The organism is Pseudomonas sp. Fl4BN1, assembly GCF_009908285.1.
In the GTDB taxonomy this organism is placed as follows: Bacteria; Pseudomonadota; Gammaproteobacteria; order Pseudomonadales; family Pseudomonadaceae; genus Aquipseudomonas.
On the sequence record NZ_JAAARM010000054.1, the window covers coordinates 16,720 to 29,671 of the forward strand.

Sequence of the window (12,952 nt, forward strand, 5' to 3'; positions counted from 1 at the left end):
GAGAGTAACTTGTAAGTTGCACGAGCCAAGAATGACAGCGCGCCGATCAATGATAAGGCGCCCACCGCAGTACACGGTGTCTTTGTATTTTCTGGTGGGTGGGGTCGGCTGGTGCCGGTGCGCTATTGAATGTCAGGGTTTGCTCTTGTAACTGATCTATCTGATCTTCGAGTTGCTTGATGGTTTTCTCTTTGTATAGCTTGGCATCGTTGCACTTTTTAGTTCGAGTTGCAGGTCTCCAGTGTCTTTGACTTGGGCCTGTTTTTTGTTCGTGGTGTTTTCTGGTGCTTGAAGGCTTTCGATCATGCCTTGCAGTTGTTTTTAAATTAATGAATGAGTCACTTCTTCGCCAGTTTTCTTGAACATTTGTAGTCGTTGCTTGAGCTCCAGGCACACGGCGCTTAGGTACAGTCCATGACGGATGATGCCTGGGACGAGCGCTGTAGCGAGATTGGAGACTAGTATCGGGGCGCTAAAAATCAATGCTCCGTGGAGAGTTTCTTATACTCAATGACACTATTGGTCGAGCAGAAATGATATGAGGATTGAATGCTTGAATGGCTAGCTATTTAGTTGTGCTTTAAGCGTTTTCTAATCTATCGGATTGGGTTTTTATTGAATGTTTCTGGGTTTTGGGGGAGGGCTGTTAACTGTGCTGTTAGGTTTGCGGTGATTGGAAGCAAGACGCTTTTGCAGTGTCTATTAAATGTGCTTGATTTCGATGGTTGGTACATCGTCAAGTCAGGAGTGCGCCTATTCTCGGAAAGCGTGGTTGCGTAACTTTTCCTAATTGCCAATAAGGAACTTGATTATGAGTGATCCAACCTTCTCTATCTCTGCCTGGAACCCGGAAGTGAGTGGCTTGACGATGGGTAAAATGAAATGCAGTCCAGAGGGCGTTGGGTATGCCCTGACTGAAGCGATGCAATTCAATGTCAATGTTACCGCACCTTCCAGTGGCGCTTTTTTTGTCGACCCCGGCAACCATGGGGTGGTGAAGATCGTTCTGAGTAGTGAGCATCAGATTGATGACGCCTGGCCGATTTTTCCGCTGAGTGCGGAGGTGATTTCCGCTGTGCGCCTGGACATCGCTACTGAGATTTCCACTGACCGCAAGACCGTCCAATTCGACGTCCGCACAGGTGACTCCACGGGGCTGATCTTTACCACCGCTTTTGTCATCCAATTCTCCCCTGAAGTTCGGCCTTGTGCTGATGGGCCAGCGATCTAGGCGCCCGTGTCAGGTTGTCCTGCAGGGCATTGGATGATGGGGCGCTGAACCTGTACCGGGCGGTGCCAAGAGGACACATCGGGCTCGGAAGCGGTCGCGAGACAGCGCAACGCCGCCTGCCCAGTACTGGGCAGGCGGTGTTGTTTTTTGCTGGGGGCAGTCTTGGGTCAGCTATTTCTGCTGTGCCAGTACGCTGAGGATCTTGTGGGCGGCCTTGACCCGTTCCTCGTTGGGGTAGTTCTTGTTGGCCAGCAGGACGATGCCGATCTGCTGGCTCGGGACAAACACCACATAGGCGCCGAAGCCCCCGGTGGAGCCGGTCTTGTTGTACAGCGCGTCAGCCTTGGGCGGTTGCACCGGCGTCAGCCATTGCACCGGGTGCGGTTCGAGGATCATCTGCGCTGAGTTGCCAGCCAGCAGCCGCTCCAGGGACACGGGGTAGTTGTAGCGTTCCCAGCCCAGGCCCTGGGTCATGTCGCCAACCTGGTAGTAACCGCTCTGGGTGCTGGCCAGGGCTTGTTTCAGGGGGGCGTCGAACTGGCCTGGTTGCAGATTGCCGGCAACGTACTGCAGCAGGTCCGGGGCGCTGGTCTTGATCCCGTAGGCCTCGGCGTCGAGGGGGCCGGGGCTGACCCGTATCGCTTGGCCCTGCTTGTCGTAGCCCTTGGCGTAATGCTGTTGCTGGTCCTGCGGTACGTGCAGGTAGCTGTGCTTGAGGCCGAATTTGGGCAACAGCGTGTGTTCCATCAACTGGTCGAACGGCTGGCCCAGGCTGCGGGCGGCGAGGTAGCCGAGCAGGCCGATGCTGGGGTTGGAATACTGGCGCTGGCTACCGGCGCTGAAGCTGGGTTTCCAGGTGTTGAAGTAGTCGAGGATCTGGTTCTCGCTCTGGACCGCGTCGGGGAACTGCAGCGGCAGGCCGCCCGCCGTGTAGGTACCCAGTTGCAGCAGGCTGATGCCGTCCAGGGCGCTGCCGCGCAGGGCCGGCAGGTACTGGCTGGCCTTGTCGGTGAGGGCCAGTTTACCGCTGGCCTGGGCATAGCCGGCCAGGGTCGCGGTATAGGTCTTGCTCACCGAGCCAACTTCGAACAGGGTGTCGTTGTCCACGGGGCTTTGGTTCTCCTTGGAGGCCAACCCGTAGTTAAAGTAATGTCGTTTGCCATCGACGATAATCGCCACGGCCATGCCGGGAATGCCTTGCTGCTGCATCAGCGGGCGGATGGTGGCATCCACGGTGGTTTTCAGAGCGTTGTCGGCGGTATCCGCAGCGAGGGCGTGCGCGGTACCGAGGAGCAGCGCGCAGGCGCTGATGATGCCTAATCCGCTTGAGGTTATTTGCCGCATGATGGGTGGTTTTCCATGTGCTTTGATTATTCTTGCCGCTGGATTGCGAGCAACTTTTCGGTCTGGGGGTTGTTTGCGGGTAGCTTCTGGCGCAGTGCTCGCGAGGTCTTACTGACCGGCGAGGGCGCGCTCGGCGCTACGTGAGCCAGGCCAATGTAGGCATTCTGCGCAGGATCGGCAAACGACGATATTTCGCAGGAGCCATTAGAAAAATTAGGGAATGACCATGCTCCGTCCTCACCTGCCGTTGAATGCGCTACGGGCTTTCGAAGCCTCGGCGCGTCATCTTAGTTTCACCCGCGCAGCCATCGAGCTGTGTGTCACCCAGGCGCCGGTCAGCCATCAGGTCAAGAGCCTGGAAGCCCAGCTTAACGTCACCCTGTTCAAGCGCCTGCCCCGGGGGCTGATGCTCACCAGCGAAGGCGAGACCCTGCTGCCGGTGCTGCGCGAGTGCTTCGACCGCATCGCCCAGACCCTGGGGCGTTTCGAGGGTGGGCATTATCACGAGGTGCTGACGGTGGGCGCGGTGGGCACTTTCGCCGTGGGCTGGCTGCTGCCGCGCCTGGGGGATTTCCAGGCCCGCCACCCCTATGTCGACCTGCGCCTGAGTACCAACAATAACCGGGTGGATGTGGCCGCCGAAGGCCTGGACTATGCGATTCGTTTCGGCAGCGGGGCCTGGCATGGCATTGAAGCCGTGCAATTGCTGCAGGCACCGCTGTCGGTGTTGTGCGTGCCGGAGATTGCCCGCCAGTTGCACAGCCCGGCAGACCTCCTGGGGCAGACCCTGCTGCGTTCCTACCGTACCGATGAATGGCCGCAGTGGTTTCTGGCGGCGGGCCTGGCTGCCAACAGCCTGTTGCCCCAGAGCATCGTGTTCGACTCCTCCCTGGGCATGCTCGAAGCGGCCCAGCAAGGCCTGGGCGTGGCCTTGGCGCCACCGCTGATGTTCGAGCGCCAACTGGCCGGCGGCAGCGTAGTGCAGCCGTTCGATATCGGCATTGTGACCGGCAGCTACTGGCTGACCCGCTTGCAGTCCCGGGCCGAGACTGCGGCCATGAGCGCGTTCAAGGGCTGGTTGCTGGAGATCACGGGCTGCTGAATCCTCGCCAGGGTTGCGTGCGCAGATCTGCATGCAGCCCTGGCCGCGACCCGCGGTCTGCGGTCAGGCTCAGTACCGCCAATGCCCGGGTACCCACACCCATTGGTCGGCGCGCCAGCGGTAATGCCCGGCGACCCAGTGATAACCCGGGGCTGGCGCCATCGGCACGACTTCGACAATGGGCGGCGGTGGTCGCCGCGGGTGAGCCGGTGCGACGATGCAGCCGGCCAGGGTGGTACCGAGCAGGGTGGCGATCAGGGTGATCTGGATGGCGCGCAGCATGGTCAGGTTTCCTGGGAGTGGTCCGGGCGCCCGCCGCAATGGCGGGCTGTCAGGGGTTGAACGCGGCCCGGGACGAAATCCGTCGCCGGGTGCTCAATTGCGATTGTTTGTACGGTTCTTGCCCGGTCCGTGCAGGTACATGGCGTCCACCAGTTGCTGGCGCTCCTGGAGCGACAGGCTACCGGCGAAGTTTGCCAGGGCATCATCGACCCGGGCCCGCAAGGCAATGTCGGCCTCGCGGGACTTGCCCAGTTCGGCATCCAGGGCATTGCGGTCCAGCTCATTGGCCTCGAGTTGATGAATCACCGCTTGCCTGGCCTCGCGCCCGGCAATGATCAAAGACTGGTTGTCGTTACGGGTCTGGCGCAGCAACTGCCGCAGCTGGCGGCGGCGCTCCTCCGGCATCTGCGCCATGGCCTGGCGCAGGCCGTGCTGGGGTACGGCCAGGGCCTGGGCCGGCTTGGGGTGGCCAAGCCACTGGTAGAGGCCGCCGGCGACACCGCCGATCAGGAACACATTGAGCAGCAGCGACAGCACCAGCAAGGTTTTCAGTGGACGGATGGACAGGCTCACTGTTCGGCCTCCTCGGCATTGATGCTCAGGACAAATTCCGCGTCGCTCTGGTCGAAGATGCTGGGCAGGGCTTCGGCGGAGTTGGACAAGGGCAGGCTCAAGGTCACCGCCAGCATGCCGGCGGCGACCCCGCTGAGGCCTACGCCGACCCAGCCCAGGGAGGCCAGCCAGCCGGCGTAGCGGCGCCAGAACGAGGGGCCTGGCGAGTGCCGGGAGGCCGCGCCGGCAATGATCCGCTGGGCCAGCGCCGGACTCGGCCCGGCGACCTGATAGCTGTCCAGTTGGCCATCTAGCCAACGGGCCTGCTGCAACGCCTCCAGGGCCAGGGCATTGCCGGTGCCGAGCAGTGTCTGGGCGGCGTTGCGTTCACTGGCGGGCCAGCGTCGCAGGTCTGCGCCATAGGCGTCGGCCAGGTGCACAAAACGTTCGGGGGTCATGGTTTTCTCCTTCCTGAGAGGTCCGCACCGGGGGCCTCGGCGAGGTGGCTGCGCAGGTTGCGGCGGGCCCGCGACAGCAGGCTTTCCAGGGCTTCGACGCTGATCTGCATCAGCGCTGCGGCCTCGGTGTTGGACAGCTCCTGGTAATACTGCAGGACGATCGCCTCACGCTGGCGATCCGGCAGTTTGTCCAGGGCCTGGGCCATGCGCCGGCTTTGCGTGCTGGCGTCCAGTTGTTCGTCGGGGGTGGGGCCGCTGTCCACCGCCTCGAAGGCTTCCTCACTGTCTGACTGCAGGTGTTCTTTACGCCGGCGCAGGCGGTCGTAGCACAGGTTCAGCACCACCCGATGCAGCCAGGTGTCGAAGCGTGCCTGCTCGCTGCGCCATGTTCCGGCCTGTTTCCAGATCCGCAGAAAGCTTTCCTGGGCGATGTCCCGGGCTTCGTCGGCATCGCCCAAGAGGCGACTGGCAAGGGCCAGCAAGCGCGGCAACTTGCGCGTGACCATCTCTTTCACGGCCTGCGCTTCGTTGTTGCCGATGCGTGCGAGCAACTCCAGGTCCGGGTCGGTTTCGTTCAAATGGGCAACTCTCGGTCCGGTGACGGGGCAGTCCTGGTGGTGAGGGGCTCAGCGGACCCAGCGCCCGTCGATCCAGAACCAGTTCGGGCCACGGGCCTGCCAGTGCCCGGGTATCCACTGGCCGCGGCGCATCACCGGCTGCCAGTGACCCGGAGCCCAGGCATAGCCACGCCCGTGCCAGCGCCAATGCCCACGATCCCAGGCGTAGCCGGGACGCGCCATGGGTGCCGATTCGTAGCGCATGGGGGGCGGAGCCTGCTGAATGATCACGGTCTGGGCGAAGGAAGGGCTGCTGGCCAGGGCCGTGAAGGCCAGGGGAATCAGCAGCAGTGTGCGTAGACGCAGCAGGGAACGGACGAGCTTCATGATGACTCCTTCAGGCTGGCGTTCTCTGATGAACGCAGCTGATGGGTTCAACGATAGATGGCGGATGAATCCGTCGCGCATTGCGGAAAATTTTATCGACGCTTGATTCAACGACCGTTCAGCAGGCCCGGCCGCAGAAAAAAACGCTGAAGGGCGGCGACGGATGTCGTGGCGTGGCGACGTTCAATCAGTACCCGAGCCAAATGGCCCGGCCGTCACCGATGAACCCATGAGGAATTCACCATGTCCCGTCGTATTGCACTGCTGATTGTCATGGCCACGATGTTGTCCCTGGGCGGTTGCGTCGTGTACCCCGGGCACTACCATGGCTGCTGTTACCGCTATGGCTACTACCGCTGAGTGGCAGGTCGCGCGCGTCTGCAACCTTGGCTAAGAAGCCTCCACCCGGCACAATTCCCGAGCTAGCCGGGGGCTCTGCGCAGGTTGACTGCCAGGGTGGCTCTGGGGTCGGGAGGGCGCTGAATGCCAGTATTCGAGGAGCAGGAACAGGTGCATGACCCGGACGCGATTGCGCGTGCGCTGAGTGTCCTGCACATATCGACTCAGGACCGCCGCTGGGAGCGGCCCTGGCACAGTCACCGCAAGGCCCAGCTGTTGTTTCCATTATCCGGGGTGATCAGTTGCGAAAGCCCTGAGGGCTTGTGGCTGGCGGCGCCGCAATGCGCGGTATGGGTTCCCAGTGGTGTCGGCCACAGCGTCCAGGGCCTGGAGCACGCCCAGGGTTATTGCCTGTTCGTCGAACCGGAACATGCTGCGGCGCTACCTGAGGTCTGTTGCACCCTGGCGGTATCGCCCCTGCTCCAGGAGTTGTTCAAGCGCTGCGCGCAGCTGCCGGCGCTGTATGACCTGGACGGCGCCGAGGGGCGCTTGATGGCGGTGGCCCTGGATGAACTGAGCGCCGCGCCCCGCGAGCAGATTCACCTGCCGATGCCCCAGCATGCCCAGTTGCGGCGCCTGGCCCAGCAGATTATCGAGCGGCCGGAGCAGCGCTGCAGCCTGAACCAATGGGGTGCGCTGATCGGCCTCAGCGAACGCAGCCTGAGCCGCTTGATCCTCAGCGAGACCGGCCTGAGTTTCGGGCGCTGGCAGCGTCAGTTGCACATCCTCCAGGGGCTCAAGCAGCTGGGGCAGGGCGACTCGGTGGAGCGGGTGGCGCTGACCCTGGGCTATGACAGCGCCAGCGCCTTTATCCGCATGTTCAAGAAAGCCGTGGGCCAGCCGCCGGGGCAGTTTTTTGCCGAGCGCGGACAACGGCTGAAGACCGATACGACCTCGTAGTTGCCGTCCGCCGAGCCCCGAGGGGCTTGGCTTGCCCAACCCTGGTGAACCTCGCCGGCTTGCCAGGCGCCATCTTTGGCGCTCTCGGCCAGAGGCAGGTATTGGCCGGATTGATCAATAGTCTGTCGATCTTGACTGATGCGGACAGGGTATTGCTCATAGATGATAACCATTCTTGTTTATCTTCTTTCCGAGGTCTCCTCATGTACTTCGATCATCAGCATTTCCCCTTGGTCTGGATGCGCCATGCCGCTACTGGCGAGGTGGCTACGGTCGATCCCTTCCTGCAACTGGAGCAACTGATGCGGCGCGGCCACGCTTTTGTCCTGCTGAGCGAGGGCATGCCCGATCCGCAGCGGCAGAACAGCCAGCAGGGCAAGGCCCTGCTCAAGCAGGGTTCGCTATGGATGAAACGCAACAAGGTGGCGATCCAGCGCTGGATCAAGGCGCTGATCGTGATTGCCCCGGAGCCTGAGGCCCAGGCCGGGGTCGAGGCCTTTGCCGACACCTATGAAAAGTTCTGGGGCTACCCGCTGCTGCACAGCGCCTCGCCATTGGCCGCGACCAGCCTGGCCCAACAGCTGCTGATGGTGCCGCGCAGGAATCAGTACAACTGGTAAGGGCGGGAGAGCAGGATCAGTTGCGCAGGTGCTCGGGGATATTCGCAGTGAGGACCTTGCCCATGCTGATCCGTGGCTCGACCTGGTAACCCAGGGCTTGGTAGAAGCCCTGCACCGATGCATTGCTGCTGACGATTTGCAGGTTGATCTTCAGGCAGCCCCGTTCGCCAAGGGCGAGCTCGCCGTGCCGGACCAGGGCCCGGCCGGTGCCGCGCCGGCGCTGCTGCGGGTCCACCGCCAGGGAATACAGCCAACCACGGTGGCCGTCATAGCCCGCCATCAGGGTACCGATGAGCTGTTCGTCGGCCAAGGCGACGAAGAACAGGCCGTCGTTCTCTTCGATTTTCTTGTCAATGGCCAGGGCCGGGGTGTTATGGGCGGTGTCGTAGCCGAAGACGCGGTTCCAGAGATCGATCACTGGCTGGCGGTGAAGGGTGTTGCTGTACTCGATGATGGGGTTCATGACCTGCTCTCTGGGCGGTTCGTCAGTCTTGATGGCTCGGCCAGGTTTCCGTCGGAAAATAGGCTTCCAGGCCGGGTTCCTTGTGCTCCACCCCGTTCTCGATCCAGTAGCAGCTCAGGCGTGAATAGTTGTCCAGGTCGCTGCGTACCAGGCAGGTGGAACTGTGCCCCGGCCAGGTAAAGCGCAGTACATCGGCCTCGGCCATCGCTGCCCGCTCCACCTTGCCGATGGCCGTGGAGGTCTTGCCGTCCTGGGTCTTGACCAGGGTCAGGGCCTGGTTCTCGAAGCGGATCACCGCCGTGCCGGAGTAGGTCGCGCCGCCGTCCGGGTCTTTGCCGATGAACATGAAGTGCCCTGGCACCATGCTGTAGTAAATGTGCGGTTCAGGCGTCTGCGCGGCATGGGCGCCAGGGCTGCCCAGCAGCAGGCCGAGGAGGGCGGGGGGGATGCGGGAAAGGCGGGTCATCGGTCCAAGGTCCTGAGTGATCAGCGGCCATGATTCCAGAGTTGTGCCTTCAATGAAATGCCGGTGGCAGTGTTCGTCGGTCGGCGTTTGAAGACTGGGGCTGGCAACCCGGGGGGATTCCATTCCGACAGCTTCCGTGGCAGCAACATCGCCGCCCGTGACCAGCAGGCCCTGGTGTCCTCCCCGCGCACCTACTGCACCTTCGGTATCGAGCTGCGGGTGTCCCATGTGTTCGACTTCGGGCCTACCACCCAGGAAGTCGGCGTCGGCTACCGCTACCTGAAAGAAGGCATGCACGAGGAAGCCCGCCGCGTGGCCCTGGTGAACAACCAGCCGTTGCTGACCGCGGACTCCGACGGCCACGTCTACCAGGACCGTACCGGCGGCAGCGCGGCCAACGCCTACTACATCGACGACAAGATCGACGTTGGCGCGCCACGGACCTTTTTCTTCCAGGCCAGCGTCGGTTTCTGATCCCCGGCAGCCGCTGTTGCAGTCTGCGGCAGCGGCTCCCGAGGAGGGCTCAGACCTTGAGCACCTTGCCGCTGGCGGCCACCGCCAGCAGCAGCACCGAGATCAGGCCGAAGGCCACGCTCAGGCTGCTGCCATGGGCGATGAAACCGATCACCGCCGGCCCTGCGAGGATGCCGGCATACCCCAAGGTAGTAATGGCCGGGACGGCGATGCTTTCGGGCATGACGGTCTGTTTGCCCACCGCGGTGTACAGCACCGGGACGATGTTCGAGCAACCCGCACCCACCAGGGCATACCCCACCAGCGCCGCTTCCCAGGCGGGGGCCAGGGTTGCCAGCAACAGGCCGGCGGCTGCGGTGCTACCGCCTATGATGATCACGCGGCGCGCGCCCAGGCGCTGGACGATGGTGTCGCCGGTCAGGCGGCCCAGGGTCATGGTCAGGGCAAAGGCGGCGTAGCCCAGGCCGGCATAGGCAGCGTCCAGACTGCGTTCCTCGGTGAGGAATACCGCGCTCCAGTCCAGCACCGCGCCTTCGGCGAGGAACACCACAAAGCACAGGCAGCCAATGAACAGCACCACGCCGTGGGGCACGGCAAACGCCGGTCCCGCACTCTGGCTGCCATAGGGCAGCATGTGCGGCGCGGCCTTGATCAAGGCCACCAGCATCAGGACGATCACCACCAGGGTTGCGCCCAGCGGCGACAGGCCCAGCCCCAGTAGGGCGCTGACGCCTGCAGCGCCGACAATCCCACCGAGGCTGAACAGGCCATGAAAGCCCGACATCATGGTCTTGCCGCTGGCCCGCTCGACGATCACCGCTTGCAGGTTGACGGTGGAATCCACCCCGCCAAGCCCGGCGCCGAACATGAACAGCGCCGCCATCAGCAGCGGGATTGAGGTCAGGGTCGCCAGCAGCGGCAGGGCCAGGCAGATCAGCAGGGTGCCACCGGCCATTACCCGGCGACAGCCAAAGCGCCCGGCCAGGGCCCCGGCGATCGGCATCGCCAGGATCGAACCCACTCCCAGGCACAGCAGCAACAGGCCCAGAGTGCCTTCGTCGAGCCCGGCCCGGGCCTTGGCGTAAGGCACCAGCGGCGCCCAGGCGGCAATGCCGAAGCCGGCGATGAAAAAGGCGATGCGCGTGGACATCTGTTCAAGGCGGCCGGGAGTGGCCTGGAAATGGGTGTTGCTGGCAGTCATAAAAATCCTTGGTGGTCGAACTCGCTGCCGGCCACTTGATGTTCCATGGCGTGATGGCGGCCGAGTCGGGGATTGTGACAAATCAATCCATTGAAGGTTGCAGTAATCGCCGCGGGTGCTCGCCAGGGTTGGAAATAATTTTGCGCAGGCCGGCGATTTGTTTCGAATAATCGGCGGCTCTGCACAAAAACGTTGCAGGGCTTGCCGCTATTTTTTTGGAGTTTTCCTACCCAAGAATGCCAGTCTCGACGTCTATGATCTGAAGCTGCTCGGCGAGCTGCAATGTGACGCCAGCACTGTGCAAAGCGAGCTGGGGCTGCGGTCAACCTGTCCAACGCGGCGGTCAACCGGCTGCTCAAGCGCCTGAGCGACGAGGGGGTGATCGAGGGCTACAGCGCCATCGTCGCGCCGGATACCCTGGGGCATGAGCTGAGCATCATCGTCGAGGTGAAGTGATGCGTGAGCGCATCGATCAGATCGATGCCCTCAAGCGCAGTTTCCAGGCCTGCGCTCAGGTCCAGCAGTGCTACTGCGTGGCTGGCGAGTGCGACGTCGTGCTGGTTTTCTGCGTGCGCAACATGGCCCCGTACACTCAACTGACCCGCGAGCTGTTTTTCGGCTCCGCCAATGTCAAGCGCTTCAAGACCCTGGTGGCGATGAACCGGGTCAAGGTCGGCCTGGAAGTGCCCACGGCCGTTTTACCGGCACGGGGCGCAGGCAATCAGCACTGCGGTTTGGAGTTGTTGGCCTTGGACGTTTCAGAACAGCGCCAGGCTGTAGTTGAGAAACACCCGGTTCTGGTCAGTGTCGTTGCCGGCCTGGGTGCGCAGCGAGGCATTGCGCCAGGTGATTCCCAAACCCTTGAGCGGCCCTACCTGCAGCATATAGGCCAGGGTGAAATCCCGTTCCCATTCTTCCAGCGCACCACGGCTGGAGCGGATGTCACGCCCCTTGAGGTAGACCAGGGTAGTGCTCAGACCGGGCAGCCCATATGGGGCGAAGTCCAGGCTGTACTGCGCCAACCAGGTTTGTTCGCCAGCCCGGGTGAAGCTGTTGAGCTGGCGGTCGGTGATCAGGTAGTGGTCGCTGCCGTCGCCCTGGTTGGGCTGGACGAAGTTGCTGCGTCCATTGAGCTGCTGGTAGCCGCTGCCGAAGCTATGCCCGCCCAGGCTGTAGGTGAGCATGGCGCTCCAGGTGCGGTTGTCGACCTCGCCCCGGGTGCTGCCGGTGACGCCGTTGTCCGCGCCGTAGTAGCCGCTGGCGGTGTAGCCCCGGGTCCGTCCGGCAGCACTGGCGTTGTCGCCCGATGAAGCCGTGTGGAAATAGCGCAGGTCGGTCTTCAGGCTGCCCGCGGGCAACTCCAGGTTGTGGTTCAGGCCGAGGAAGTGCTGCTGGTAGAACTGCTCCAGTTGCCCGTAGTAGTACTGCACCTGCAGCGTCTTGCTGACGTTGTAGTCCAGGCCGGCAAAGTTGAAGGCGTTGCTGTCCCGGGTCGGGGCTGCGCTTACCGTGGCGGAAGCGGGCCGCGAGCGGTTGGCGCCATTGATCGAAAGATTGCTGCGGTGGGTCTGCGAGCGGCCCTTGGCCTGTTGTAACTGGCCGGCGATCAGGGTCAGGTCGTCGATGTCCTTGACTATCAGTTGGGCGCCTTCGAAGGTTTGTGGCAACAGGCGCCCATCGTTGGCCTTGATCACCGGCAAGCGTGGGATCAGGGTGCCCCAGCGCGCCTCGCTCTTGGCCAGGCGCAGTTTGCCGGTCAGGCCCAGGCTGCTGTATTCACTGCGCGGCGTGCCGTTGTGTTCCAGGGGAAACAGCGCGCTGGGGGTGCGGGATTGGCCGCTCTTGCCGGCCCGGCCGCCGGAGTCCAGGCGCACCCCGAGCAGGCCGATGGCATCCACTCCGACCCCCAGGGTGCCCTGGGTGAAACCCGACTGGTAGTCCAGGCGCAGGCCCTGGCCCCATTCTTCGGTCTGGCCGGAATCGCCGTCGCGGTTGTCTTGATTGAAGTAGAAGTTGCGCAGGGCAAGGCTGGCGTGGCTGTCTTCGATAACCCCCTCGGGTGCGGCCCGGGCGTGCTCCAGAAGGGGCAGGCAGCCGAGGCCGAGCAAGGTGCAAAACAGGCGTTTCATGAGCAATCACCTCCGGTGAGATTGAGCACTGCGGGCTATGAGTCGCGCAGCAGTTGCAGGACCTTGGCGTGCAGGTGCGGATCGCCGGCTGCCACCACGCTGCTTTCGGAGTGCAGGGTCAGGGGCGCGCCGTACCAGTCGCTGATGACCCCCCCGGCGCCTTCGATCACCGGCACCAGTGCGCAGTAATCCACTTCGCGCATGCCGCCGCTGTCCACGGCCAGGTCCAGCCGGCCACTGGCCAGGCTGGCGTAGGCGTGGCAGGCGGCGCCGTAGAGCCGCCAGCGGCTGCACTGTTGCAATCGCTCGAAGCCGGCACGGTGGGCGGTGGGGGGCATTTCCGGGTTGCTGCAGGACATCAGCGCCTGGTCCAGGGCGGTGCAGGGG

The 12,952-nt window shown here is 63.1% G+C and carries 15 protein-coding genes and 2 pseudogenes; 6 read left to right on the plus strand and 11 right to left on the minus strand.

Annotation, left to right across the window (positions count from 1 at the left end; genetic code table 11):
- Nucleotides 1–811 precede the first annotated feature (811 nt).
- On the plus strand, nucleotides 812–1,231 hold the full coding sequence (locus GV818_RS31890) for a hypothetical protein (protein ID WP_161778543.1): 420 nt from the start codon (nucleotides 812–814) through the stop codon (nucleotides 1,229–1,231).
- Between the two features lie 171 nt (nucleotides 1,232–1,402).
- Here GV818_RS31890 and ampC read toward each other — a convergent pair whose 3' ends face one another.
- On the minus strand, nucleotides 1,403–2,575 hold the full coding sequence (gene ampC / locus GV818_RS31895; RefSeq protein WP_161778544.1) for a class C beta-lactamase: 1,173 nt from the start codon (nucleotides 2,573–2,575) through the stop codon (nucleotides 1,403–1,405).
- Between the two features lie 226 nt (nucleotides 2,576–2,801).
- Here ampC and GV818_RS31900 point away from each other — a divergent pair, with 226 nt between their 5' ends.
- Nucleotides 2,802–3,677, plus strand: a complete 876-nt coding sequence (locus GV818_RS31900; protein ID WP_161778545.1) for a LysR substrate-binding domain-containing protein — start codon at nucleotides 2,802–2,804, stop codon at nucleotides 3,675–3,677.
- A 69-nt stretch (nucleotides 3,678–3,746) separates the two neighbouring features.
- On the opposite strand, the gene GV818_RS31905 is transcribed toward GV818_RS31900, so the two are convergent.
- From GV818_RS31905 to GV818_RS31925, 5 genes are all read right to left on the minus strand, one after another.
- Complete coding sequence (locus tag GV818_RS31905; protein WP_161759969.1) at nucleotides 3,747–3,959, minus strand: YXWGXW repeat-containing protein; 213 nt, start codon at nucleotides 3,957–3,959, stop codon at nucleotides 3,747–3,749.
- 93 nt (nucleotides 3,960–4,052) lie between these two features.
- Entirely contained in the window at nucleotides 4,053–4,532 is a 480-nt protein-coding gene (locus tag GV818_RS31910; RefSeq protein WP_161759970.1) for a periplasmic heavy metal sensor, read from the minus strand.
- The gene (locus tag GV818_RS31915) at nucleotides 4,529–4,969 is read right to left on the minus strand and encodes a hypothetical protein (RefSeq protein WP_161778546.1); all 441 of its coding nucleotides are present in this window, start codon (nucleotides 4,967–4,969) and stop codon (nucleotides 4,529–4,531) included. The genes GV818_RS31910 and GV818_RS31915 overlap by 4 nt, the downstream gene beginning before the upstream one ends.
- Nucleotides 4,966–5,547 carry an RNA polymerase sigma factor gene (locus GV818_RS31920; protein WP_161759972.1) on the minus strand — a complete coding sequence of 194 codons (582 nt, stop codon included), beginning with the start codon at nucleotides 5,545–5,547 and terminating at the stop codon, nucleotides 4,966–4,968. The genes GV818_RS31915 and GV818_RS31920 overlap by 4 nt, the downstream gene beginning before the upstream one ends.
- A 48-nt stretch (nucleotides 5,548–5,595) precedes the next feature.
- Nucleotides 5,596–5,913 (minus strand): YXWGXW repeat-containing protein, encoded by a 318-nt coding sequence (locus GV818_RS31925; protein ID WP_161759973.1) that lies wholly within the window; start codon nucleotides 5,911–5,913, stop codon nucleotides 5,596–5,598.
- A 483-nt stretch (nucleotides 5,914–6,396) separates the two neighbouring features.
- Here GV818_RS31925 and GV818_RS31930 point away from each other — a divergent pair, with 483 nt between their 5' ends.
- Both GV818_RS31930 and GV818_RS31935 read left to right on the plus strand, forming a co-directional pair.
- The gene (locus GV818_RS31930) at nucleotides 6,397–7,212 is read left to right on the plus strand and encodes an AraC family transcriptional regulator (protein WP_161778547.1); all 816 of its coding nucleotides are present in this window, start codon (nucleotides 6,397–6,399) and stop codon (nucleotides 7,210–7,212) included.
- 203 nt (nucleotides 7,213–7,415) lie between these two features.
- Entirely contained in the window at nucleotides 7,416–7,832 is a 417-nt protein-coding gene (locus tag GV818_RS31935; protein ID WP_161759975.1) for a hypothetical protein, read from the plus strand.
- 16 nt (nucleotides 7,833–7,848) lie between these two features.
- Here GV818_RS31935 and GV818_RS31940 read toward each other — a convergent pair whose 3' ends face one another.
- Both GV818_RS31940 and GV818_RS31945 read right to left on the minus strand, forming a co-directional pair.
- Entirely contained in the window at nucleotides 7,849–8,295 is a 447-nt protein-coding gene (locus GV818_RS31940; RefSeq protein ID WP_161778548.1) for a GNAT family acetyltransferase, read from the minus strand.
- 22 nt (nucleotides 8,296–8,317) lie between these two features.
- The gene (locus tag GV818_RS31945; RefSeq protein ID WP_161759977.1) at nucleotides 8,318–8,761 is read right to left on the minus strand and encodes a hypothetical protein; all 444 of its coding nucleotides are present in this window, start codon (nucleotides 8,759–8,761) and stop codon (nucleotides 8,318–8,320) included.
- 117 nt (nucleotides 8,762–8,878) lie between these two features.
- Here GV818_RS31945 and GV818_RS31950 point away from each other — a divergent pair.
- Nucleotides 8,879–9,193: pseudogene (locus GV818_RS31950) on the plus strand (TonB-dependent siderophore receptor); the annotation flags it as partial.
- Between the two features lie 91 nt (nucleotides 9,194–9,284).
- Here the strand turns inward: GV818_RS31950 and GV818_RS31955 are convergent.
- Entirely contained in the window at nucleotides 9,285–10,436 is a 1,152-nt protein-coding gene (locus GV818_RS31955) for an MFS transporter (protein ID WP_161778549.1), read from the minus strand.
- 259 nt (nucleotides 10,437–10,695) lie between these two features.
- Between GV818_RS31955 and GV818_RS31960 the strand changes: the two are divergent.
- Nucleotides 10,696–11,131: pseudogene (locus tag GV818_RS31960) on the plus strand (Lrp/AsnC family transcriptional regulator); the annotation flags it as partial.
- A gap of 63 nt (nucleotides 11,132–11,194) precedes the next feature.
- Here the strand turns inward: GV818_RS31960 and GV818_RS31965 are convergent.
- Together GV818_RS31965 and GV818_RS31970 are read right to left on the minus strand one after the other, a co-directional pair.
- On the minus strand, nucleotides 11,195–12,565 hold the full coding sequence (locus tag GV818_RS31965; protein WP_161778550.1) for an OprD family porin: 1,371 nt from the start codon (nucleotides 12,563–12,565) through the stop codon (nucleotides 11,195–11,197).
- 35 nt (nucleotides 12,566–12,600) lie between these two features.
- The coding region (locus GV818_RS31970; protein WP_306108713.1) for an inositol monophosphatase family protein at nucleotides 12,601–12,952 on the minus strand (352 nt) is incomplete at its 5' end.